Source organism: Butyrivibrio sp. XPD2002 (assembly GCF_000423945.1).
Taxonomy (GTDB): domain Bacteria; phylum Bacillota; class Clostridia; order Lachnospirales; family Lachnospiraceae; genus Butyrivibrio.
This window is the reverse complement of the sequence record NZ_AUIY01000025.1, coordinates 29,927-55,006: the sequence shown is the minus strand read 5'-3', so window position 1 is coordinate 55,006 and position 25,080 is coordinate 29,927. Positions and strand designations below refer to the sequence as shown.

General features: G+C 43.6%; 21 protein-coding genes and 1 other RNA gene. 19 read left to right on the top strand and 3 right to left on the bottom strand.

Going from position 1 to position 25,080, the window contains the following annotated elements; translation table 11 throughout:
- Window positions 1-56 precede the first annotated feature (56 nt).
- The 6 genes from G587_RS22690 (at window position 57) to G587_RS0112935 (ending at window position 6,297) form a co-directional block, all read left to right on the top strand.
- Complete coding sequence (locus G587_RS22690) at window positions 57-1,019, top strand: alpha/beta fold hydrolase (protein WP_035786648.1); 963 nt, start codon at window positions 57-59, stop codon at window positions 1,017-1,019.
- Between the two features lie 51 nt (window positions 1,020-1,070).
- Window positions 1,071-1,416: RNase P RNA component class A (rnpB, locus tag G587_RS24545), an RNA gene on the top strand.
- 259 nt (window positions 1,417-1,675) lie between these two features.
- The gene (locus tag G587_RS0112950) at window positions 1,676-2,512 is read left to right on the top strand and encodes a S1 family peptidase (protein ID WP_081679442.1); all 837 of its coding nucleotides are present in this window, start codon (window positions 1,676-1,678) and stop codon (window positions 2,510-2,512) included.
- Window positions 2,509-3,882, top strand: a complete 1,374-nt coding sequence (locus G587_RS0112945) for an MATE family efflux transporter (RefSeq protein WP_026492603.1) — start codon at window positions 2,509-2,511, stop codon at window positions 3,880-3,882. The genes G587_RS0112950 and G587_RS0112945 overlap by 4 nt, the downstream gene beginning before the upstream one ends.
- Before the next feature lie 147 nt (window positions 3,883-4,029).
- Window positions 4,030-5,298 carry a CobW family GTP-binding protein gene (locus G587_RS0112940; RefSeq protein WP_026492602.1) on the top strand — a complete coding sequence of 423 codons (1,269 nt, stop codon included), beginning with the start codon at window positions 4,030-4,032 and terminating at the stop codon, window positions 5,296-5,298.
- A gap of 30 nt (window positions 5,299-5,328) precedes the next feature.
- Window positions 5,329-6,297: a TIGR03943 family putative permease subunit gene (locus G587_RS0112935; protein WP_035786646.1), complete on the top strand. Its 969-nt coding sequence runs from the start codon at window positions 5,329-5,331 to the stop codon at window positions 6,295-6,297.
- 143 nt (window positions 6,298-6,440) lie between these two features.
- On the opposite strand, the gene rpsT is transcribed toward G587_RS0112935, so the two are convergent.
- Together rpsT and G587_RS0112925 are read right to left on the bottom strand one after the other, a co-directional pair.
- Window positions 6,441-6,704 carry a 30S ribosomal protein S20 gene (gene rpsT, locus G587_RS0112930; RefSeq protein ID WP_026492600.1) on the bottom strand — a complete coding sequence of 88 codons (264 nt, stop codon included), beginning with the start codon at window positions 6,702-6,704 and terminating at the stop codon, window positions 6,441-6,443.
- A 101-nt stretch (window positions 6,705-6,805) separates the two neighbouring features.
- On the bottom strand, window positions 6,806-7,453 hold the full coding sequence (locus G587_RS0112925) for a hypothetical protein (RefSeq protein ID WP_026492599.1): 648 nt from the start codon (window positions 7,451-7,453) through the stop codon (window positions 6,806-6,808).
- A gap of 298 nt (window positions 7,454-7,751) precedes the next feature.
- Between G587_RS0112925 and lepA the strand changes: the two genes are divergently transcribed.
- The 4 genes from lepA (at window position 7,752) to fucO (ending at window position 12,722) form a co-directional block, all read left to right on the top strand.
- The gene (gene lepA, locus G587_RS0112920) at window positions 7,752-9,569 is read left to right on the top strand and encodes a translation elongation factor 4 (RefSeq protein ID WP_026492598.1); all 1,818 of its coding nucleotides are present in this window, start codon (window positions 7,752-7,754) and stop codon (window positions 9,567-9,569) included.
- Between the two features lie 65 nt (window positions 9,570-9,634).
- A complete protein-coding gene (hemW, locus tag G587_RS0112915) occupies window positions 9,635-10,813 on the top strand; it encodes a radical SAM family heme chaperone HemW (RefSeq protein ID WP_026492597.1) in 1,179 nt (392 codons plus the stop codon).
- Between the two features lie 20 nt (window positions 10,814-10,833).
- The gene (locus G587_RS0112910; protein ID WP_026492596.1) at window positions 10,834-11,397 is read left to right on the top strand and encodes a TetR/AcrR family transcriptional regulator C-terminal domain-containing protein; all 564 of its coding nucleotides are present in this window, start codon (window positions 10,834-10,836) and stop codon (window positions 11,395-11,397) included.
- A 176-nt stretch (window positions 11,398-11,573) separates the two neighbouring features.
- Window positions 11,574-12,722 carry a lactaldehyde reductase gene (gene fucO, locus G587_RS0112905; protein ID WP_026492595.1) on the top strand — a complete coding sequence of 383 codons (1,149 nt, stop codon included), beginning with the start codon at window positions 11,574-11,576 and terminating at the stop codon, window positions 12,720-12,722.
- Between the two features lie 140 nt (window positions 12,723-12,862).
- Here the strand turns inward: fucO and G587_RS0112900 are convergent, their stop codons facing one another.
- A complete protein-coding gene (locus tag G587_RS0112900) occupies window positions 12,863-13,924 on the bottom strand; it encodes a type IV pilus twitching motility protein PilT (protein ID WP_026492594.1) in 1,062 nt (353 codons plus the stop codon).
- Window positions 13,925-14,205: 281 nt separating this feature from the next.
- Here G587_RS0112900 and G587_RS22685 point away from each other — a divergent pair, with 281 nt between their 5' ends.
- From G587_RS22685 to G587_RS0112855, 9 genes are all read left to right on the top strand, one after another.
- Window positions 14,206-15,825, top strand: coding sequence for a YifB family Mg chelatase-like AAA ATPase (locus G587_RS22685; protein ID WP_051201022.1), 1,620 nt, complete (start codon window positions 14,206-14,208; stop codon window positions 15,823-15,825).
- 2 nt (window positions 15,826-15,827) lie between these two features.
- Window positions 15,828-16,976, top strand: a complete 1,149-nt coding sequence (dprA, locus tag G587_RS22680; RefSeq protein ID WP_051201021.1) for a DNA-processing protein DprA — start codon at window positions 15,828-15,830, stop codon at window positions 16,974-16,976.
- On the top strand, window positions 16,948-17,181 hold the full coding sequence (locus G587_RS0112885; RefSeq protein ID WP_026492593.1) for a hypothetical protein: 234 nt from the start codon (window positions 16,948-16,950) through the stop codon (window positions 17,179-17,181). The genes dprA and G587_RS0112885 overlap by 29 nt, the downstream gene beginning before the upstream one ends.
- Window positions 17,182-17,191: 10 nt before the next feature.
- Window positions 17,192-17,452: a hypothetical protein gene (locus G587_RS0112880; RefSeq protein ID WP_026492592.1), complete on the top strand. Its 261-nt coding sequence runs from the start codon at window positions 17,192-17,194 to the stop codon at window positions 17,450-17,452.
- 462 nt (window positions 17,453-17,914) lie between these two features.
- Window positions 17,915-19,312 carry an extracellular solute-binding protein gene (locus tag G587_RS0112875; protein WP_026492591.1) on the top strand — a complete coding sequence of 466 codons (1,398 nt, stop codon included), beginning with the start codon at window positions 17,915-17,917 and terminating at the stop codon, window positions 19,310-19,312.
- Between the two features lie 105 nt (window positions 19,313-19,417).
- Window positions 19,418-20,815, top strand: coding sequence for a carbohydrate ABC transporter permease (locus tag G587_RS0112870; RefSeq protein ID WP_026492590.1), 1,398 nt, complete (start codon window positions 19,418-19,420; stop codon window positions 20,813-20,815).
- Complete coding sequence (locus G587_RS0112865) at window positions 20,812-21,675, top strand: sugar ABC transporter permease (protein ID WP_242830084.1); 864 nt, start codon at window positions 20,812-20,814, stop codon at window positions 21,673-21,675. Before G587_RS0112870 ends, G587_RS0112865 begins: the two co-directional genes overlap by 4 nt.
- A gap of 34 nt (window positions 21,676-21,709) precedes the next feature.
- Window positions 21,710-22,705 (top strand): LacI family DNA-binding transcriptional regulator, encoded by a 996-nt coding sequence (locus G587_RS0112860; protein ID WP_026492588.1) that lies wholly within the window; start codon window positions 21,710-21,712, stop codon window positions 22,703-22,705.
- Between the two features lie 29 nt (window positions 22,706-22,734).
- The gene (locus G587_RS0112855; protein WP_051201020.1) at window positions 22,735-25,041 is read left to right on the top strand and encodes a beta-galactosidase; all 2,307 of its coding nucleotides are present in this window, start codon (window positions 22,735-22,737) and stop codon (window positions 25,039-25,041) included.
- Window positions 25,042-25,080: the final 39 nt, after the last annotated feature.

Sequence of the window (25,080 nt, the reverse complement as noted above, 5' to 3'; positions counted from 1 at the left end):
GGTTTTGATTATGGTGATCTGTGGGATATAAGACATTCAAATAAAAAAGGAGATTTATGAGCAAGGTAAATTTCTTGGGTGAAGATAATTTCATCCGGACAATGAAAACTGAAAACAGTGAGTTTCGCAAAGCTCATGTGAAGCAGGGGAAATTTAAATCCTTTGACGGGACTACTCTCAATTACTATTTTGCCATTCCTGATAATGCAACTAAGGTTGTTGTCTTTGCTCATGGTTTTTGCGAATTTTTCGGGAAATATCATGAGTACGTCTGGTATCTGTATCAGGCCGGTTTAGGTTTCTATTTCCTTGAACAGCGAGGACACGGTTATTCTGAGGGCAAGATGAAGGAACCTGATGTAGTCTATATAGATGATTACAATACGTATGTTGAAGATTTCCATGTTTTTATGGATAAGGTGGTTATGCCTGCGACATCAGAAATGAAGCGAATTCTTATTGCGCACTCCATGGGAGGTGCCGTGGGAACTCTTTTTCTTGAGAGCTATCAGGGTTATTTCGACAGGACTATTCTGAGCTCTCCTATGTTGAAGATGAAGTCAGTTCCTTCAAAACTTGTGATCATACTGATAAGATTTTATGCTTTCTTATTTGGAAAACGAAAATCTATGGCACCCAGACAAAAGCACTTTGATGCAAAACCTGTTTTTGAAACAAGCAGTGCTCAGTCCAGGGCCCGTTATGACTATATGTTTGAGATGCGGTTAAAAGACGAGCATTATCAGACCTATGGTGCAGCCATTGGTTGGGGACTTGCAAGCTATAAGGTGCATGACAGGATTTTCAAAAATATTTCAAGGCTCACACTGCCAATAACTGTATTTACAGCGGGGCAGGACCATCTTATTGATCCGGATGGTTATAGGGAATTTGCTGCGAAGGTTCCCCATGCGAAAATTATTGCTTTTGAGAATTCCAGACATGAAATTTTCAATGCAACAGAAGAAACACGTAATGAATATTTCAGGCAGGTACTTGAGATTGTGGAATCCGTATAGATCCGGAATAAGGCTTGACATAATTTTATACACTGATAAAATGCATATGTATGAGCAGGACAAATGATCGCGGCCGCAAGTCCCGAAAGGGCGCGGGTGAGGAAAGTCCGGGCTTCGTAGGGCAGGATACCGGATAACGTCCGGCGGAGGTGACTCCCGGGAAAGTGCAACAGAAAACAACCGCTCTTTATGAGTAAGGGTGAAAAGGCGGTGTAAGAGACCACCGTGCAGATGGTAACATCTGTAGCAATGTAAACCCTATCCGAAGCAAGACCAAAAAGAAAACCATGGGCCGGCCCGGTCCGTTTTCAGGTGGGTCGCTTGAGGCTGTTGGCAACAGCAGTCCTAGATAGATGATCATTCTCGACATAACCCGGCTTACAGGCCTGCTCATACAATAGAATGAATGACAAAGCTTAGCCGCGGAATCGGCGAGCAAAATACACACTATATGCTCGTGTTAAACCGGGCACTTCGATGAGCCCTGAGCATCAATCTCTTCGTGCAATGGCACTCGAGATTGCCAGGTCTCATCTTCGTGGTTTAAATCTCGCATAGTATTGTGCATTTTGCTCACTGTTTCCACGGCTAAGCTTTTGTTTATTCATACCACTACATATTTGGGTGAGCATATCCATTTGGGAAGATGAGTAGCTATGGGGTTGAGGAATTTTTCAGTAATACTTCTAACTATAGGGATAGTATTCGGGGCTAATGTGTTTGGGGTGACTGAACTCGAGGTTAAGGCCCAGGGGCCTAGGCCGGAGGAAGTGGCTAAGGACATGATTGAGTGCGAGGCTTTTGCTGTTCCTGTGGCTAAGGATAATGAAGAGACTGAGGATAATCTGATAAGGACAGCGCTGAATGTGAGGCCATCAACTGTTCAGATCCAGGTGGGCTCTGAGTATGGCACGGGAAATATTATTTCTGTAGATGAAGAGAAGATTTTGATTCTGACTGCCAGGCATGTGGTTAAGACCTGGAGTGATGCTGGCAGTAATTATGTGATTTTTTATAATGGTTATATTGCTGATGCGACGCTTGAAGCGGTAGATAATTATTATGATGCCGCTGTTGTCAGCGTGAAAACTTCCGACATCGATGCTTTTAATCTTATGAGGCTTCGCAGTGTGAAGCCCCATTATGAGGTTATATCCGATTTTGATAAGAAGAAAAATGAAGTGGTGTTTTCATTGGACTCAGAGCATGTAGTCAATGCCAAGGAGGTCCAGACCTACGATTATTTCGGGAAGGACACCGGAATAGGCTATAAGTACGTCTATGGCCCGGTTATAAATCCTGATATAATGGTCAGGGATTACGGCTACAATATGCTTTATGTGAAATGCGACGCGCATAGCGGAATGTCAGGCGGTGGGGTGTTTGACATTAACGGCAATTATGTAGGAATGCTTGTGGGCGGTTCGGATAAAAAAGAGATGGTGGCCGTAAGGCTGGCTGATATTAGAAAGCTTGTTGAGGGTACAGAGTGAGCAAAGATAAAGATCTAACCAGGGGGAATCCGTTTAAATTAATATTTTCATTTGCTGTTTCCATGATGATGGGAAATGTTTTTCAGCAGCTATATACTGTCGTTGACGGCATCATCATTGGAAAGAAGATAAGTGCCATCGCCCTTGCTGCAATCGGCGGAACTGAATGGCTTATTTTTCTTGTGAATGGATTTTTGATTGGCCTTATACAGGGCTTTTCGGTCATTCTCGGGAAAAAGTTTGGCGAAAAGAATGAGAAAGCCTTTGAGGATTACTATAAAAAATCCCGACTAATATGTCTTGCTATATCAGTAGTCTTTGTAGTTCTGCTTTTGTTATTTTCGGGACTGTTTCTTAGAATAATCGGAACAAAAGAAGAGGCCTTTGAGTACGCAAGAACCTATGTGAATGTGCTATTTGCAGGAATTCCGTTTCTTGTGTTCTATCAGTTTTTTGCGGCTGTGCTTAGGAGCCGCGGGAACAGCCGCATTCATCTTATGGCTATGACGGTTTCTTCTATCTGTAATATTATCCTTGACCTTGTTTTTATATGCATTATGAAAATGGGCATAGCAGGGGCTGCTCTTGGAACGGTGATTTCCGAGGCCCTTGTCATGGTTATCTGTGGATATCATGTTTTTGAAATAAGAAAAGAAACAAAGCACTTTTCAGAGAGTGTATCAACTACTGGGAATTTAGCAAAAGTTTGGGAGCTTTTGGAAGTAGGTTTGCCAATGGCTTTTCAGAGCGTGATAACTGCTATAGGCGGACTTATTGTCATAAGGTGTGTGAATCAGTATGAGATCAGTTTCCTTACAGGATACACGATAGCAGGTAAGATATATGCGCTTCTTGAAATTGCGGCTTCATCCTATAGTATGGCTGTCGTGGCTTATGTTTCACAAAACTATGGCGCAGGCAGAACTGACAGAATAAAGAGCGGAGTACGGATAAGCCTGGCGATGGGAATTATCACTGCGCTTATGTGTTCGTTTATCATGATTTTCTTTGGAGAAGCGGCAATGGGACTTTTTGTGGACAGGGCTTCGGCTTCTGAGGAGATATTTGCCTATGGACATGATTATCTTGTGGTTCTGGGCATCTTTTATCCGCTGCTTTACATGCTATACATTATGAGGGCATCCCTTCAGGGCCTTGGAAACACTGTGATTCCAATGGTTTCAAGCATGGGGCAGCTTGTTATGAGAGTATCCTGCGCACTTATTCTTACGAGACTTATAGGCTGCAGTGGAATTTATTATGGAGAGATCAGTGCCTGGATATTGGCGGATATTATTCTGGTGGTGACATATTTTCTTGAGATGGGAAAATTGAAAAAACATGCACAGAATAAAGCAGTTAATTTCTGATTCTATGATTTATCAGGATGTTTTCAGCATATCGGATAATAGCAAAGGCTAACAGGTTTTCTTGACTATTAACTATGCTGGGGATAAAATATGCGGTGAATAACTTGTAATAGAAGCACATATAATTAAGAACGGAGTGTGATTGAAATGACAAAGATTGATATTATATCCGGTTTCCTGGGAGCAGGTAAGACTACTCTTATTAAGAAGCTTTTGAAGGAAGCTCTTGCAGGAACCAAGACTGTACTTATAGAGAATGAGTTTGGTGAGATCGGTATTGATGGCGGATTCCTTAAGGAGTCAGGAATCGATATCAGAGAGATGAATTCAGGTTGTATCTGCTGCTCACTTGTTGGAGACTTCGGTACATCACTTAAGGAAGTTATGGATACTTATGCACCTGAGAGAATCCTCATCGAGCCCTCAGGTGTTGGTAAGCTTTCAGACGTTATGAGAGCAATTCAGAACGTTGCAGACGGAATGACTGAAGTAACTATGAACAGCGCAGTTACAGTTGTTGACGTTAGCAAGGCTAAGATCTACATCAAGAACTTTGGTGAGTTCTTCACAAACCAGATCGAGAATGCAGGAACTATCCTTCTTACAAGAACAGACAAGGCTGATGCTGCCAAGATCGAGACTGCTGTAGAGCTTATCCGTCAGCACAATCCTAAGGCAACAATTATCACAACACCCCTTGATCAGCTTGATGGTAAGGAAGTGCTTGATACATTCGAGGGCAATCATGACCTTGAGGCAGAGCTTCTTAAGGAGGTTCTTGCTCAGAAGGCTGAGGAGCACCATCATCACCACGATCATGGCTCTGAGAAGTTCACTGATGAAGAGGGTGTAACTGTTTACAGAGCACACAAGCATGACCATGACCACGACGATCATGATCATGAACACGAGCATGAGCATGACCACGAACATGAACATGAACATAAGGAAGTTCCGCTCTCGCATAGCTCGCCGGAACACGTTCACACTAGCCTCGAAGATACCTCGGCAAGTGTTCACAGCCACGACCACGATCATGAGCACGAGCATCACCACGAACATGAACATCATCATGACCATGACCACGAACATGAACATCATCACGACCATGAGCACGATCACCACCATGATGCGGATGATATCTTCGTCAGCTGGGGAATGGAGACTCCCGCTAAGTACAATAAGTCTGAGATCGAGGCAATGCTTGGCAGACTTGAGGATGAGGAGACCTTCGGTGTTGTTCTTCGTGCAAAGGGAATGGTTCCCGATGAAAACGGCGGATGGATCGAATTTGACTATGTACCCGGTGAGCCTACTATCAGAGAGGGTTCAGCTGATGTAACAGGTAAGTTCTGTGTAATCGGAGCTGAGCTTAATCAGGATAACCTCGAGAAGCTCTTTAGAAGAAAGCTTTAATGATTTCCTTTTGATGGAGACGACCTATTTATGTTTGGAAGGAAAAGAGAAAAGAAAATGAAACCGGTTTATGTAATAAATGGATTTCTGGATAGCGGAAAGACAGACTTTTTCAAATATACACTGGCTCAGCCCTATTTTAAGACAAAGGGAGAGACTCTTCTTATCGTCTGCGAAGAGGGCGAGAATGAATATGATGAAAAGCTTCTTGCTGCTACCAATACCATTCTTGAGACCATTGAGGACGAGGAGGATTTCACTCCTGCAACTCTCATGGCTCTGGAAGCAAAGTATGATCCTGAGAGAGTACTGATAGAGTTTAACGGAATGTGGAATTTTAAGAATTTCCGCCTTCCTAAGGCATGGAGACTGGAGCAGCAGATCACAATCATTGATGCTTCTAACTTCGAGCTCTATTTCACCAATATGAAGTCACTGCTCTCTGAGCAGCTCAGAAATTCTGAGCTCATCCTGTTCAACAGATGTGATGGAATAGAGGATCTTGCTACCTATAAGAGAAATGTAAAGGCCATAAATCAGAAGGCTGATATTATTTTCGAGGATATGAACGGCGAGGTTGATGTTACTCTTGATGAGGATCTTCCCTTTGACCTTAATCAGGATCCCATCGAGCTTAACAATTTTGGCTATGGAATGTTCTATCTTGATGCTCTTGAGCATGTAGACAGATACGATGGCAAGAAGGTAAGCTTTACAGCTATGGTAGCTAAGCCCTTTGACATGGCGGATAACGCCTTTGTTCCCGGAAGGATGGCTATGACCTGCTGCGCAGATGATATGCAGTTTTTAGGCTTTAAATGTGAGTATGATAAGGCTCCTGAACTGAAAGAGAAGGAGTGGATCAAGATAACTGCTGAAGTCAGAAAGGCACTTGTTCCTGAATATCAGGGAGTTGGACCTCTTCTTAACGTAGTTGAGCTTGAGCATGTATCAGAGCCTAAGAATCCCGTTATAGATTTTTCAAATCCTGAAGTATGATAATGATTATGCCTCCCATATCAATGGGAGGTATTTTTCTTTAGTGGAAATTCACTCAGAGTGCTTGTGAAAAGACATAAAAAAATCCCGAAGATATCGGTGAGAAGATATCTTCGGGGTTTTTAAAGTTCATATATATTATCTTACTGAATCTTGTTAACAGCCTGAGCAAGACGTGAAACTTTTCTGGAAGCTGTATTCTTCTTGAATACGCCCTTAGACTCAGCCTTGTCGATTGCTGATGTAGCAGCAAGAAGTGCCTTAGCAGCCTCATCCTTGTTGCCAGCCTCGATTGCTGTTCTAACCTTCTTGATCTCTGTCTTTACAGCAGACTTGATAGCCTGATTTCTAGCAGCTTTCTTCTGATTTGTAAGAATTCTCTTCTTAGCAGACTTAATATTAGCCATAACTTCCTCCATAAAATATTACTAAAAGATTGAATTGTCATCTAAGTTATATGGCTATGAAACCGGACACGGACAGTCAATGCCACATACACCAAAATATTTTATCCATTTGTGGCCTTTGTGTCAAGTGATATATTTGTATTTTCAATGTTTGCTATAGCTTTGTCTGTCTCATCAGTTGTGAATGCGGAAGCTGTAAGTGTCATTGCATATCCGTCCTTAAGGAAGGTTACTGCTTCCTGATAGCAGTCAACATCGCCTATTGATAAATCAGCAGAAAGTACATAATGGTCTTCGCCGGCTACCTTCTTCTTATTTACTTCAAGCTTGTTTACTACGTATCCGGAGGAGGTATAAAGGTCACTCAGAAAATCCTTGAGGATATTCATGACCTCTTGCTCGTTATCCATGTCTATCTTTGCAAGACTTACATTTATATTGTTTTTTCCTGTGCTGTCGAATGCATAGCAGATGATAACAGAATCACCGCCGTCTATGGTCTTTACCAGCCCTGCGGGATCATTTAACTCCTTAAGAGGGGTTCCTGACTGGGTGGCCAGCTCCTGACCCTCAAGGAAGGTATATCCTTTGGGAAGTACGAGCTTTTTCCCGAAAAACTCGTTTGCATAGGTATCACCCTCTGTGGTTCCAACAGAAAATCCGGCTGCCCTTACAGGGGTAACACAAAATGATACTACAAGAACTAATGATAAAAGCATTAATGATGCATTTTTTATAATACTCTTCATAGGCGCACCTCTCAACTTAAAACTTTTCTGCAAAGATTAACGTACATCTGCAGTATGCACATGGTTATGGCATCATAATACAATACAAAAACGCAAAATAATCCGTTTTTAAGAAGATTTAATACAACATTTATCCGTGCTTTACAAAACTTTCAAAGAGGGAAATTCTTGCAATACAGAGCCTCGGGGAACGTTTTTACTCGCAGCATTGTGAAGGATGGCACAATTATGGTATGATTATTCATAGTTTGCCATAGAGTTGGCGCATTAGAATTATTAGAATGGAATTTGGAGTACAATGTCAGAATTTGATCAGAGTAAAATAAGAAATTTTTGTATAGTAGCCCATATTGATCACGGCAAATCAACACTTGCCGATCGTATGATCGAGACAACGGGTGTCCTCACCAGCAGAGAGATGCAGAACCAGGTTCTGGATAACATGGAGATCGAGCGTGAGAGAGGAATTACGATCAAGTCTCAGGCTGTCCGAATGGTATATAAGGCTAAGGACGGCGAGGAATATGTTTTCAACATGATTGACACTCCCGGACATGTAGACTTTGGTTATGAGGTTTCACGAAGCCTTGCTGCCTGCGATGGTGCAATCCTTGTTGTTGATGCTACTCAGGGTGTTGAGGCTCAGACTCTTGCAAATGTTTATCTTGCACTTGATCATGACCTTGATGTTTTTCCTGTAATAAATAAGATAGACCTCCCCAGCGCGAGACCTGATGAGGTTAAGGAAGAGATAGAGGACGTTATCGGTATTGAAGCCCACGACGCGCCTCTTGTTTCAGCTAAGATGGGAACAGGTATTGAGGATGTTCTGGAGTCTGTTGTTCACAAGATTCCTGCACCCAAGGGAGATCCTGCAGCTCCTCTTCAGGCGCTTATCTTTGACTCAGTATATGACTCATACCGCGGAGTTATAGTATTTGTCCGCGTAAGAGAGGGCGTTTTGAAAAAAGGCATGACTGCTAAGTGCATGGCTTCAGGAGCTTCATGGGAAGTAGTTGAAGTAGGTTACTTCGGTCCCGGACAGTTCATCCCCTGTGATGAGCTCTCAGCAGGAACCGTTGGATACTTTACTGCATCTATCAAAAATATTCAGGATGCCCGGGTCGGTGATACAGTTACAGACGCTGAGAATCCCTGTGCAGAGGCTCTTCCCGGATATAAGAAGGTTATGCCTATGGTTTACTGCGGATTATACCCTGCAGATACAGCCAGATATCCTGAGCTTCGTGATGCGCTTGAGAAGCTTCAGCTTAATGATGCATCTCTTTTCTATGAGCCTGAGACTTCACAGGCTCTTGGATTCGGTTTCAGAGCAGGCTTCCTTGGTCTTTTGCACCTTGAGGTTATCCAGGAGAGACTAGAGAGAGAGTACAATCTTGATCTTGTAAGTACCGCTCCCGGCGTTGTTTATAAGGTTCACAAGACAGATGGCACAGTATTTGATTTGACTAACCCGTCCAACCTTCCTGATCCTTCAGAGATTGAATACATGGAGGAGCCTATCGTTAATGGCGAGATCATGGTCACTACCGATTATGTCGGCTCTATCATGCAGCTCTGTCAGGAGAGACGTGGAAGATACATAAGTACAGAGTACATTGAGGCTACAAGAGCGGTTCTTAAGTATGAGCTTCCGCTTAACGAGATCATCTACGATTTCTTTGATGCATTAAAATCAAGGTCAAGGGGCTATGCGTCCTTCGACTACGAGATAAAGGGTTATGAGCAGTCAGAGCTTGTTAAGCTTGATATTCTCATTAACCGAGAGCAGGTGGATGCGCTTTCATTTATCGTTCATAAGGATGGTGCCTACGAGCGTGGACGCAAGATGTGCGAAAAGCTTAAGGGTGAGATCCCGAGACACCTGTTTGAGATTCCGATTCAGGCTGCAGTTGGCGGCAAGATCATTGCCCGTGAGACTGTTAAGGCTATGCGTAAGGATGTCCTTGCCAAGTGCTACGGTGGTGATATCAGCCGTAAGAGAAAGCTTCTTGAAAAACAGAAGGAAGGTAAAAAGAAGATGCGCCAGATTGGTAGCGTAGAGATACCTCAGCAGGCATTCCTTAGCGTTCTTAAGCTTGACGAGGGTAACTAAGAGTATTCATAAAGCCTTCTCTGTTTTTGAGAAGGTGTCAGCTATGCTGACGTGCAGGGGGAATTATGAAAAGTCTGGGAATTTATATACATATACCATTTTGTAAACAGAAGTGCCTTTATTGCGACTTCCTCTCCTTTCCGGAGGGGAGGGAGCAGCAGGCACTTTATTTTGATGCTCTGAAAAAAGAGATAGAGCTAAGTGCCGGTGAATGCAAAGACTATGAAGTGACTTCAGTTTTCATAGGAGGCGGAACGCCCACATATCCTGAGCCAGCGTATATCGCGGATATCATGGAGATAGTAAAGAGGGATTATAACCTGTCTAAGGATGCTGAGATAACAATCGAGTGCAATCCCGGAACTGCTGATTATAAGGCCTTAAGGCTCTACAGAGACGCAGGCATAAACAGGATAAGCATCGGCCTTCAGTCAGCAAGGAATGAGGAGCTTATGGCTCTTGGGCGTATTCACAACAGGAAGCAGTTTGAGGAGTGCTACGCTGATGCAAGGCAGGCAGGCTTTGATAATATAAACGTGGATCTGATGAGCGCCCTGCCGGGACAGACACTTAGGGACTGGGAGAATAACCTTGAGTATGTATGTGGCCTTGAGCCGGAGCCTGAGCATATATCCGCATATAGTCTCATAATCGAGGAGGAAACGCCCTTTTATGAGATGTATGGGCAGAATAGCAGCGCTGTGCAGGGAGCTTCTGAGAAAAATAATGGAAAAAGATATCTGCCCCTTCCTGATGAGGACACTGAGCGTGAGATGTATCATCGCACAAAAGAGATTCTTGAAAAGTATGGCTACAGCCGCTACGAGATATCCAATTATGCGAAGGATGGATATGAGTGCAGGCACAACGTAAGGTACTGGGACTGCGGTGATTATATCGGTTTTGGCCTTGGCGCAGCTTCACTGATGAAGGGTGTAAGATACAGGAATACTCCTGAACTGCCTCACTATATAGAGGCATATGATGCGGCCCGCACCGAGGTGCAGGAGCTCACAAAAGAAGAACAGATGGAGGAGTTCATGTTCCTTGGACTTCGCATGGTTCGCGGTGTTTCGGGAGATGAGTTTAAAAAGCGATTTTCCTGCGAGATGGCGGATATGTTCGGTGATGTGATAGCTGAGCTTCGCGGAGAAGAGCTTCTGGAAGTGACAGAAGAGGGCATACATCTCACTGATTATGGGATGGACCTGAGTAATTACTGCATGGCGAAGTTTTTACTATAAATGATGAGTTGGAATTAGAAATGACTATTAGCAAACAGAATGACAGTAAGTACAAGCTGGCAGAGGCTATAAAGGAGTGTATGAAAACTACCTCTGTCGAGAACATAACAGTAAAACAGATTGTGGAGGTCTGCGGTGTATCGAGGCAGACCTTCTATCGCAATTTCATAGACAAATATGACCTTATAAACTGGTATTTTGACAGGCTTCTCGAGCAGTCCTTCAAAGAGATGGGAAGCGGAGAGACTTTAAGAGAGGGGCTTATCAAAAAGTTCAAATACATAAAGGCAGAGAGACTGTTTTTTACAGCCGCTTTTAAGGTGGATGAGCAGAATAATCTTAAGGAGCATGATTTTTACATGATCTTCGAGCATTACTGTAAGCTTATAAGGGAAAAATCCGGCGCTTTGCCTGAAAAGAAGATAAGAAAGATTCTTGAGATGTACTGCCAGGCCTCAATTTACATGACTGTGAAGTGGGTGCTTGGAGGGATGAAAGAATCGGAAGAGGAGCTGGCGGATCTGATGATCGATGCTATGCCGGAAAAACTTCACGAGGTTTTTACAGAGCTTGGAATACTTTGATTAAGTGCGAACTTTGCAGCTGGGAAAAGAGAATGATTTTTCCTTTTGCAAAGTTCTTTTTTTGGTACAAAAGCGGCAAAGTGTAACTTATAAAAGATGCCCTGAAATGCTAAGCTTGTAAGTGGTAATCAAATCCTGTGTAACGCAGGAAATCATTTATATGGGAGGCATTTATAATGGCAAACAGAATTTCATTAAACGGAACATCTTATCATGGGGCAGGAGCTGTAGCTGAGGTTGTTAACGAGATCAACAGCCGCGGTTTTAAGAAGGCATTTGTTGCATCAGATCCTGATCTTATCAAATTCGGTGTAACCGCTAAGGTTACAGATCTTCTTGACGGAGCAAAGATCCCTTACGAGATCTATTCAGATATTAAGCCCAATCCTACGATCGAAAATGTAAAGAATGGTGTTGAGGCATTTAAGAAGTCAGGCGCAGACTGCATCGTAGCAGTTGGCGGTGGCTCATCAATGGATACCTCAAAGGCAATCGGTATCATCATCACAAACCCTGAGTTTGCTGATGTTCGTTCACTTGAGGGCGTTGCACCCACAAAGAATCCCTGCGTTCCGATCATCGCTGTAGCTACTACAGCAGGAACCGCTGCAGAGGTTACAATCAACTACGTTATCACTGATGTTGAGAAGGAGAGAAAGTTCGTATGCGTTGATACACACGATATGCCTATCGTAGCTATCGTTGATCCTGAGATGATGTCATCAATGCCTAAGGGACTTACAGCTTCTACAGGTATGGATGCCCTTACACACGCTATCGAGGGCTATACAACAAAGGCTGCATGGGAGATGACAGATATGTTCCATCTCGAGGCTATCAAGCTTATTTCCAAGCATCTTCGCGGTGCTGTTGAGAATACCAAGGAAGGTCGTGAGGGAATGGCTCTTGGTCAGTACATCGCAGGTATGGGCTTCTCAAATGTTGGTCTTGGTATCGACCACGCTATGGCTCACACACTTTCAGCTCACTATGACACACCTCACGGTGTTGCTTGTGCTATGTTCCTGCCTATTTCCATGGAGTTCAACCGTGAATACACAGGCGAGAGACTTCGCGAGGTTGCAAGAGCAATGGGTGTAGAAGGCGTTGATAACATGTCACAGGAAGAGTACAGAGATGCTGCTATTAACGCAGTTAAGAAGCTTTCTGAGGATGTTGGAATCCCGAAGACACTTGATAAGATCAAGGAAGAAGACCTTGACGTACTTGCAACAGATGCACTTAACGATGCATGCTATCCCGGCAATCCGAGAGAAGCAACCAAGGAGCAGGTTATCGAGATGTTCCGCATGCTTATGGCCTAAAAGTGAGAACCTGATGAGGTATTTTCGAATCTGGTTCGAACTTTGCTCTGGCGAGCGTAGCGAGAGCAGAGCTTCCTTGTGAAAAATATGAGGTAAATAATAAAGGTGATGCAGAGTTTGCTGCATCACCTTTTGTACTTTTATCTTAAAATTTTGGTTTGCATTATATCCGGATCCTGCGCGTACTGTACAGCTTTATCTCTGGATATTTTTCCTGCTCTGCACAGATCGATTATCGCTTCATCCATGGTTATCATACCGAGCTTTCTGTTCGTCTGCATGATGGTGATGAGCTGGTGGGTCTTGCCCTCGCGGATCATGTTGCGCACCGCTGAGTTAACATGCATTACCTCGAAGGCTGCAACTCTGGCATCCCCTGTCGCTGTAGGAATAAGCTGCTGGGAGATTACTGCCTCAAGAACGTTTGCCAGCTGGATTCTGATCTGCTGCTGTTGGTGAGGCGGGAAAACATCTATGATTCTGTCCACTGTACTTGCGGCACCTATGGTGTGCAGTGTTGATAGTACCAGATGACCGGTCTCTGCAGCGGTGATAGCTGTGCTTATGGTCTCAAGATCACGCATTTCTCCTACGAGGATTACATCGGGATCCTCACGAAGAGCAGCTCTTAGGGCATTAGCATAATTGTCACTGTCAAGGCCAACCTCTCGCTGGTTAACGATGGACTTGTTGTGCTGATACAGGAACTCGATGGGATCCTCAAGGGTTATGATGTGAGCTTCCCTGTTGTTGTTTATCATATCAATGATTGACGCAAGGGTAGTGGATTTTCCTGAACCTGTAGGACCTGTTACCAGAACAAGACCGCGCTGTCTCTGATAAAGATTAACAACTGATGGCGGTATTCCCAGGGTTTCTGCATCCGGAATTTCGGTTTCAACCAGGCGGATTGCCATGGCGATTGAGCCTCTCTGTTTAAAAACGTTAAGTCTGAAACGGCCAAGTCCCATGATGGAAAATGACATATCATGCTGTCCGTTTGCATCAAGAAGCTCCTTTTGCTTGACGCTCATTATGGTGTCGGCGATCTCTCTGGTGTCATCAGGCATCATTTTGGTATAGCCTTCAAGTGCGATCAGTTTGCCATTTACACGCATCTTGGGCGGAATACCTACAGTGATGTGAACATCAGAAGCTCCCTGTTCTTTTGCTGTTTTGAGAATATCATCGATTCTTGACATTTTCACCTCTCCCTGTGTCTTCATGCGGGTCAGTCTCGCAGAAATTCCTACCTTTATCTTGTCGATAAATAGAACGAAAATCAACGAACTTAGAATGAAATAAAGGTAAAATTTAGATAAAAAAAATCCAGCTTGCAAAATAATTGGAATCTTATATAATAAGTTTTGCGTTTTAAACGCTCGATTTTTTCACGCGAAGTTTCTTCGCATTTTCCTATTTGTATTTATGAAGCAAAGGTCCTTTGCTGCACTTTTGGTGCAATGCGAAAGGAGTTTTTAGTATGTTTAGTACAGTTGTTTCGGGTGCGGTAAAAGGAATCATGCCGTATCTGATGCAGGTTGAGGTGGACACCTCTGATGGGCTTCCCATGTTCAGCATGGTGGGCTTTATGAGCAGCGATGTGAGAGAAGCCGCTGAGAGAGTGAGAGTCGCTTTGAAAAATGCGGGATATCCGCTTCCTCCCATGAGGATAACAGTGAATCTGTCTCCGGCGGATATCAGGAAATCCGGTATTGCTGTTGATCTTCCGGTGGCAGTTGGAATCCTCACGGCGATAGGGGAGATTGAGGAGGAGAGCCTCAAGGATACGATTGTCATAGGAGAGCTCGGCCTCGACGGTGAGGTTAAGGCTGTGAGCGGCGTTCTTCCCATGGTTTCCCACGCCTATAAATGTGGTTATAAGACCTGTATTCTTCCCGCTGATAACGCAAGAGAAGGCGCTGTTGTGCAGGGGATGAAGATAATCGGAGTGGAGTCTTTATCGGAGGTAGTGGCCTACTTTAAATCCGATAAGGAGGAACGGGATCAGATAATAGCGCCCACTGTGGTGGATGTTGATGCGCTTTTTACAGAAACGGGAAGCTATGAGGATTACCTTAAGGGAATCGATTTTGCAGAGATAAACGGACAGTCTGCTGTGAAAAGAGCCGTTGAAATTGCGGCAGCAGGCTACCACCATATACTGCTTATTGGCCCGCCGGGCTCAGGGAAAAGTATGGTTGCAAAAAGGATACCTTCAATAATGCCGCCGCTTTCCAGAGAGGAGGCGCTGGAGGTTTCGTCAATATACAGTGTTGCAGGAATGCTTAAAAAGGGCGAGACGCTGATTACAAGGAGACCCTTTATGAGTCCCCATCATTCAATTACGGAGTCTGCCCTTGCAGGAGGTGGGAATATACCGCATCCGGGAGTGATTTCGCTGTCCCATCGCGGAGTTATGTTTCTTGACGAGATGGCAGAGTTTAAGAGGAATACCCTGAATCTGTTAAGGCAGCCTTTAGAGGACAGGGAGGTGCATATAGCAAGGAGCGGTGGCAATTTTTCATATCCTGCGGATATTCTTCTGGTGGGAGCAATGAACCCCTGTCCGTGCGGCTATTACCCTGACCTTAATAAGTGCAAGTGCTCTGAAAAGGAGATACTAAAATACCTTGGCAGGATTTCCGGACCCATTCTGGACAGAATAGACATCTGTATCGAAGCGGCCAAGATTGATGTGAGTGAGCTGAGCCACGGTACTCAGTGCAATGAATCAAGTGCGGACATCAGAAAGAGAGTCATGGAGGCTGTGAAAATACAGCAGAAAAGGTTTGAGAAGGATGGAATAAGATTCAATTCTGAAATGAATCCCACGCAGATTCAGAGATACTGCAAGTTGGGCATGAAGGAGCAGAGGCTGATGGAACAGATTTTTAATACCATGGATCTGTCTGCTAGGGCTTACCATAAGGCCCTTCGTTTGGCAAGAACCATCGCGGATCTGGACGGTGCTGAGCAGATTGAAGCAAGGCATCTGACAGAGGCTGCCTGCTACAGGATGATGGATGCGAAGTATTTTGGTAAGTCAGGCCTTGCTGCTGAGCAGAATAACGCCGCTAAATACGCCGGGAGAGGAGCCTGATCATGACTGACAATAATTATGCCTATATGCTCCATAACATTCCGGGATGGGGAAATAAAACTCTCATTAGGCTCATTGATGAGTTTGGGAGCTGTGAAAATATCTATAATGCGACAGAAAATGAGCTGAAGACGAAGGTGACTGTAAAGCAGTATGAGGCCTTTCTTAAGGCAAAGAAAAAATGGAGTCTGGAGGGCGAATATGAGTACCTTTATAATCGCGGCATAGATTTCTATTCTTACGTGTCGGATAAGTATCCCAAACGCCTCAAGGACATACCTGATCCGCCTTTTGCGCTTTACTGTATGGGTAAGCTCCCTGATGAAAACAGACCATCGGTTTCAATAATCGGTGCCAGGAACAGTTCTGAGTATGGGAAATATGCGGCTAAGCTTTTTGGAGAAAAGCTGGCCATGTCAGGAGTACAGATAATTAGCGGCATGGCAAGAGGCGTTGACGGTATATCCCAGCAGTCTGCCATATTTGCCGGTGGAAGCTCTTTCGGAGTGCTGGGGAGCGGAGTGGATATCTGTTATCCCGAGGAAAACCACAGCCTATACGATTCTCTTATAACCAGCGGCGGCGTTATATCAGAATATTTACCGGGAACGCAGCCAAAGCCTCAGTATTTCCCTCCGCGCAACAGGATAATCAGTGGATTGTCGGATGTGGTGCTTGTGATTGAAGCCAGAGAGAAGAGTGGAACTTTGATCACAGTTGATATGGCCTTGGAACAGGGCCGGGAAGTTTTTGCAGTTCCTGGAAGGATCTGTGATTCTCTAAGCTATGGCTGCAATTCGCTGATAAGGCAGGGGGCAGGGATTGCTTCGTGCGCAGAGGATATAGTGGAGTATTTGAGGAGGAATATATGCGACGCAACAATGAAGATAAAAGAAAGTGAGGACAATAATAAAGGATTGAAGAAAAATATAGATGCAGAAAGCAGCAGAGAAGCACTGTTAAATAACGATATGCAGAAATGTATATACAGAGAACTGGACTTTTACCCTCAGACCACTGGAGTAATATTCGAAAAAATAATTGCTCAGGGCCTTCAAATGACCGTTTCTGAAGTTATGAATGCTTTGGTAGAGTTGTGTCTTCTTGGCGTGGCGTCCCAAAATGGGATGGGATTTTATAAGAGGGGATAGAAACGTTGTTACTGATGATTTGGAAACATTGCTTAAATGTGGGAAAATGGAGCTAATAGCACATTCTCATCCTGATATAGAGAAAATAATTCCTTCAAGTAAGGATAGAAGATTCCTAAAGGAAATCGGTCAGGAAAAAAGTATAATAATATCATGGTATACAGGACAGCAGGTGGAGTTTTATGCGGATGAGTTTGTAGAATAGGAGAAGAACTATGTCAGATAAAAATATTGGATTTGATATATGTGTCAAAACAATAGGAAAAGATTTTTATGAATCATATAAAGATAACAGTGTTTTTGCATGTGGAGAGGATGAGAAAGGATTATGGTGCTTTTTGGGAATAAATACAACTGATCCAGATTGCGAAGAGCTAAAACTCACGAATGGCGAAAAATGGGAATATAGTGTATCCTGCTATGTTAAGGATGGCATTGTTCAGCTAGATGAAATACATACACCAGAGCTAATTTAATTATCTCCGGATTTTTATTGACCAGTCCATGTGACTGGTCTTTTTTTGTGACACAAGACCGACAAGAGAAAGGTTAATGACAAGGTTATATGTTTAACCTATCAGTAAACATCAGCATTTATGCATGGGACGCATTTTTGTTAAGGGAAATTTTTAGGTTAACGAAAGGTTTTTGTAGTGGTGGTTATCAAAAATGGAAATGAATTAACGGTAACGATTCCAATATAGATAAATACTAGTGAACAAACGGTTGCGCAGCTTTTTTTGGAAAACGTTTGCTACCGGAAACGAATTTGGTTAATCTGTATAAGGAAAACGTTTTACGTTTGTACAAGATTGACGATTGACGGTAAATTAAAGCCGAATTAAAATTACTTTCAGAACAACCGATTGCGCAATTTGAACAATTTGCGCGAACAACAAAACCTTTTCTTGTGAAGGTAAAACAACGGAGGAAAAAATATGAAAAAGAAATTGGTTTCAGTTTTGATGGCTACAGCTATGACAACATCACTGATGGCAGGCTGCGGCAACGGTGCAGCACAGCAGGCAGCTGATACTGCAGAGAGCACAGCAGAGGAAGCTGCTGATGCTGCAGAGAGCACAGCAGAGGAAGCTGCTGATGCTGCTGAGGAATCAGTAGAAGAGGTTGCAGATGCAGCAGAGGAAGTTGCAGATACAGCAGAGGAAGCTGTAGCAGACGATACAGATTATGGCACAGGCGACATCAAAGTTTGGGTTGCTGATAACGTAGTTGATTTCACAAATGAGCAGATCGAGACTTTCAAGTCTGAGCATCCTGAGTTTGCTGGTTACACATTTACAGTTGAGCCTGTAGGTGAAGGCGATGCAGCCGGCAACATGATCACAGACGTTGAGGCAGGTGCAGACGTTTTTGCATTCGCACAGGATCAGATCGCAAGACTTGTTACTGCAGGTGCTCTTGAAGAGGTTGAGGAAGAGAACGCTAAGGTAGTTACAGCTGAGAACGATGCAGGTGCTGTTTCAGCAGCTACAGTTGGTGGCACACTTTATGCTTATCCTATTACATCTGACAACGGATATTTCCTTTACTATGATAAGAGCGTTGTAACAGATCCTTCCACACTTGAAGGTATCGTTTCTGATTGTGAAGCAGCTGGTAAGAACTTCTACTTCGAGATCAACTCAGGTTGGTATCAGACAGCATTCTTCTTCGGAACAGGTGCTAAGCTTACATACGATACAGATGATCAGGGTAACTTCACAAAGTGCAACTCTACATACGCAAGCGAAGAGGGTATCGTAGCTCTTAAGAAGATGGCAGAGCTTGCTTCTTCTAAGTCATTCCAGAATGGTTCAGCAGTTGGTGAGGCTACAAACGTTGGTGCTATCGTTGATGGTACATGGGATGCTCAGGCAGCTAAGGATCTCTTCGGTGACAACTATGCATGTGCTAAGCTTCCTACATTCGAAGGTTCAGACGGTAAGACATATCAGATGAGCGGCTTTGGTGGATTCAAGCTCCTTGGTGTTAAGCCTCAGCAGGATGATAACAAGCTTGCAGTTTGTGATGCACTTGCAGCATTCCTTTCAAGCGAAGAAGTTCAGCTTGCAAGATACAATGCAGTAGGTTGGGGCCCTTCAAACCTTAAGGCTCAGCAGTCTGATGAAGTTAAGGCTGACGAAGCTCTTTCAGCTCTTGGTGAGCAGCTTCAGTACACAATTCCTCAGGGTCAGTACCCTGGAGATTACTGGTCACTTGCTACATCACTTGGTGATTCTATAATTTCTAAGGAGCTCACAGTTGATTCTTCAGATGATGACTTCAAGAAGGCGCTTGATGATTTCCAGGCTACATGTGAAAGCTACGCTCAGTAATAAACTGTGAAATCAGGAATACATTGAACTAACTAAAGGCTCGGATTCAATACTGTTTCCGAGCCTGTTTTTAACTAAGGTTATTTAGATAAGGAGGCCAAAGATATGGCAGGGGGCGCGAATAAGAGAAAAAAAGATGCAGCGTCTTTATCCTTCAAGGCTATAGGCAACGGCTTTAAGGAAATAGGAGTGACATTTGTTGAAGGCGATATAAAGACAAAGCTTTCATATTTAATATTCGGACTTGGTCCAATTTTAAGAGGACAGTTTTTAATCGGAGCTGCGCTCTTGTTATGTGAAGTGCTGTTTTTCTGGTTCATGTTTGGATTTGGATGGCAGTATTTATCCAAGATTACAACCCTTGGTACAGTTGAAACCCATAAGGTAAAGCGTAAGACAGTATATGGTGATAATAGCTTCCTTATTTTGTTGTTTGGAATATTATGTATCTTTGCAATTATTGCATTTATCACAATCTGGTATATCAATGTAAAGGTAAATCGTAACGAGGAGCTTGCTCTTAAGCAGGGTAAGAAGCTTCCTTCAAACAAAGATGCTTTCCGTTCTTTATTTGATAAAAACTTTGATAAGACATTACTTGCACTGCCTGTAACAGGTGTGTTTGTTTTCACTGTGCTGCCGATTGTTTTCATGATTCTGGTAGCGTTCACTAATTATGATAAGAACCATCAGGCGCCTACCAACCTGTTTACATGGGTTGGACTGGAGAACTTCAAGAACCTGGTATCCTTCTCAGGAACAGGACTTGGCCCCACATTTATAAAGGTCCTTCTGTGGACTCTTATATGGGCTTTCCTTGCTACATTTATTGATTACTTCCTTGGACTTGCTGTAGCGATTCTTATCAACAAAAAGGGTATAAAGTTTAAGAGACTTTGGAGAACAATCCTTGTACTTACAATTGCTGTTCCTCAGTTTGTATCTCTTCTTTATGTTATGAAGATGTTTGCGAATGATGGAATCATTAATGGCTACCTGATAAAGTGGGGAATCATTGATAACTATATTCCCTTCTGGTCAGATCCCATGCTTGCCCGCATCACGATCATCGTAGTAAATATCTGGATCGGTATTCCTTACATGATGCTGATCGCAACAGGACTTCTTATGAATATTCCTGAGGATCTTTATGAGAGTGCAAAGATCGATGGCGCTAACGGCTGGCAGATGTTTAGAAGCATTACACTTCCTTACATGCTGTTTGTCACAGGCCCGTTCCTTCTTACACAGTACACAGGAAACCTTAACAACTTTAACGTTATCTACCTTCTTACACAGGGTAGACCTCAGTCTATGAACATGGCTGAGAGAGCAGGTGCATCAGACCTTTTGGTTACCTGGCTTTATAAGATGACAGTAACAGACACCAACTACAAGATGGCTGCTGTACTGGGAATTGTAGTATTTATTGTTACAGCTTTCATTTCTCTTGGTGTTTATAACATGCTTCCATCAGTTAGAGATGAGGAGGGATTCCAGTGATTAAATCATATAAGAAGAAAAGAGCCATGGGAAATGCCCTTGGCTATATAGTACTAATACTTATAAGCTTTATCTGGCTGTTCCCTTTTGTGGGACTGGTGCTCCAGAGCTTTAGATCATATTCAAATGAATACGGCGGAATGGTAGATTATCTGGTGCCTCACCAGTTTTCACTTGATAACTACAGATTCCTGTTTTCAGGTGAGACCAATTATATCAGATGGTACCTTAACACCCTGATAATTGCTGTTTGCGTAGCATTACTTCAGACCATAATAGTTCTCTGCGTAAGCTATGCACTTTCCAGAATGAGATTTAAGGGAAGAACCTTCCTTATGAGATTCTGGCTTATCCTCGGAATGTTCCCTGGATTCCTTACAATGATCTGTCTGTATTTCCTTTTGAAGCAGTTTGGACTTACACAGGCAGGTGCGGTACCCGGACTTATTCTTGTAGGCGTTGCCAGCTCAGGTATGGGTTACTATGTATGTAAAGGCTATTTCGATACTATTCCCAAGGCACTTGATGAGGCAGCAAGAATTGATGGTGCGACAAGAGCCAGAATATTCTTCACAATGATCATTCCTATGTCAAAGCCTATCATTATCTACACTGCGCTGGTTGCCTTCATGGGACCCTGGTGTGATTATGTATTTGCTTCCTACGTGGCTTTCGGACATGATACAAGCTACAACGTAGCTGTTGCTATGACAAGATGGGTATGGACTAACGACTATCAGGGATATTTCACAAGGTTCTGTGCCGGTGGTGTGCTTATCGCAATTCCCGTAACATTATTATTCATGTTCCTGCAGAAATACTATGTTGAGGGTGTTACCGGTGGAGCTGTTAAGGGCTAAGCCTTCCTTGTGCAAACGATAAAAGGACAAAAACATGGGGACACAAATTACTATCGAGGATGTGGCGGATGCCCTTGGCGTATCTAAAACGACCGTATCCCGAGCAATTTCCGGGAAGGGAAGAATTGGTGAAGTAACAAGAAGACGCGTCCTTGAATTTATTGAACAGAATAATTACAAGCCTAACGTGGTTGCAAAAGGACTTGCTCAGCGAAGAACCTTTAATATTGCAGTAGTCTGGCCGGGGGATTATTTGCTTGTGGATCTGCCGTTTTTTCAGAGGTGCCTTGTGGGAATGAGCGAGGTTACAAGCGGTTACAGCTACGATATCATTATATCGGTGGTTACCGGGGATGAGATATCCAACCTCAAGAGGATTATTGATAATCACAAGGTGGACGGAGTAATCCTGACCAGAACCCTCATAGATGATAAGCCTGCAGAATATCTGCAGCGAACCGGTATACCGTTTGTTGCGATAGGAACTTCAATCGATGAGAGTATAGTTACTGTAGATAATGACCACTTCGATGCGTGCAGGGAGCTTACCTCCATTCTGATAGGAAAAGGGCAGGGCAAGCTTGCTCTCATCGGCGGTTCACAGAATCATATGATTACAAGGACAAGATACGAAGGCTTTGCCCATGCATACGAGCAGGCCGGGAAAAAGCTTGATGAATCGCTGATTTTCCTGAACCAGGGTAATGAGCAGAAACTTACAGAAATAGTTAAGCACCTTGCAGAAAAGAAAATTGATGGTGTAATATGTATGGATGACCAGCTCGCTGGATATGTCATGAGCATATGCAGAGCTTCCGGGATACGCATACCTGAGGATTTGAGACTTGCATCATTTTATAACAGTAATATCCTTGAGAATGCTATAGTGCCTGTCACCTCCCTTAATTTTGATGACAGGAATCTTGGAGCAGTTGCCACAAGAATGCTGATGCAGCTTATTGACGGCGAGAGGGTTGGAAGTAAAAAACTGAAAAATTATGAAGTTATTATGAAGGAGAGCACGAAATAACGTGCTCCCTTTTCACAAGGAGAATTTTTATGTTATCTAGTGCGAGTAAACTGTCATATACACCGATGTCTCTTACTGTTGACGAAAAGCCCTATTTCCCTGTGATGGGAGAAATGCACTTTTCAAGATACAGAAACAGATACTGGGAAGAGGAGCTCTGCAAAATGAAAAGTGGTGGAGTGGACATTGTTTCGCTTTATACCATCTGGATCCATCACGAAGAGATACGCGGAGAGTTTGATTTTAGCGGTGATAAAAACTTAAGAAAATTCCTCGGGACAGTTAAACGCGTCGGCTTAAACTGTATTCTCAGGATTGGCCCCTGGGCTCACGGTGAAGCCAGAAACGGTGGATTTCCGGACTGGCTCCTTGAGGATGCTAAGGAAAAGGGCTATGAAGTAAGAAGTAACAGCCCTGAATATCTTGCTCATGCAAGGAATTTCTATGAACACATTTATGAGCAGGCAAAGGGAATGTTTGTAAAAGATGGCGGTCCTGTCATTGGCGTTCAGATTGAGAATGAGTACGGACACTGTGGCGGTTTTGGCGGCGAAGAGGGCGAGGAACATATGAGAATCCTCCGCGACATGGCGATTGAGATCGGCTTTGACGTTCCGATTTATACCGCAACCGGTTGGGGCGGTGCCGTGACAGGCGGAATGCTTCCTGTTATGGGCGGATACTGTGAAGCACCCTGGGATCCCAGAACCACAGAGCTCGAACCCAGTGGCAACTACATTTTTACAAGAGAAAGAAATGACCACAACATCGGATCTGACCATGGTTTAGGTGCAGGCATCACCTTTGATATGGATAAATTTCCTTATCTCACGGCTGAGCTTGGCGGTGGTTTGCAGGTTACTCATCACAGAAGATGCATTGCAACCGGAAAAGATACAGAAGCCATGAGTATGGTCAAGCTTGGAAGCGGTGCGAACCTCCTTGGTTACTATATGTACCACGGCGGAACCAATCCTGAGGGAAAACTCACAACTCTTCAGGAGAGCACTGAGACAGGATATCCCAATGACCTTCCTGTATTATCCTATGATTTTAATGCACCGCTCAAGGAATATGGACAGATGTCTGATACATACAGGAAGATCAGAAGATTATCCATGTTTATCAGGGATTTTGGCTCTGATCTTTGCGAGATGCCTTATATAGAACAGCCGGGGAATCCGGATAAGCCTGACAATCTTGCGGATTTGAGGACTGCTGTTCGTGCTGTGAAAAAGGATGTAAACGGAAGCGAGCTGATGAGCGGATTCCTTTTCGTGAATAATTATCAGCGAAGATATGATATGGCAGATCATGAGGATAACGTTCTTAAAGCCTATGACCGCGAGGGTAATGTTATTACCGAATTCGAGGAGAGGGATATCAAAAACGGAGATACATTTTTCTATCCCTTCAACATGCCTATAGGCTATGATGCGGTATTAAAGAGAGCCAACATGATTCCGCTCTGTAAGCTCCATGATGAAAAGAACAGAGAGATTGCCTATGTTTTTTATACTGATGACAGAGACTCTGCAGCTGCTGAGATAGAGGGCGACCTTGGCTATATCAAGATTGTGACTCTTAGCAGCTACGAAGCTGAGCATGCTGTGAAGATAAAGGATGAACGCGGCGCAGAGCATCTTGTAATCTGCGAATATGATGTTGTAGACAGGATGATCGGAACCAATAAGAAACGTGCCGGAGTCCTTGAAAACGGCAATCCCAATGGTTACGAGATCTATGCGGAGATTCCTGCTGACGGAAGAGAGCATAATGTTGCCTTCAGAGTATGGCCTGATCTTGACGAGACACCTATTGGCTTTATCCATGATGATGCTGAGAATGTCAGCGATACCTATATGGTAGACAGCATGGATTTTGCGGATTACAGATATGTTGATGCACTTACCTGCAATGTGAAGACTGAGCTTACTACTGAAAAGAGCGATGCAACTGCGAAATATATCATCAAAGTTTCGGATATTGATGAGGAGGTTGACGAAGTTTACCTCCATGTAAAATACGCCGGTGATAAGGCCGAGCTGTATGCTGTAAGCGATGTGGATATATTCCATGAAGGCGAGCTTATAGCCGACAGCTTCTACACCGGACAGGACTGGGAAATCGGACTTAAGAGATTCATCGGTTCAGAGGGTAATAGTGAGCTTGAAGGAACCTTTGAGGCGGAAGCGGTAGTTTATCCGCTTTTGGAGGATCAGAAGATCTATCTTCAGGAATGGCCTGAGCTTAGCGAAACAGCAGATGGCAAAAAGGCTGCCTGCAGGGCTGAGAGCGTAGAGGTGATAGCGCAGTATAAGATTAAGATTTGGTAAAGTATAGTAAATAAAGAATAAAAATTAGTTGGATAGAGC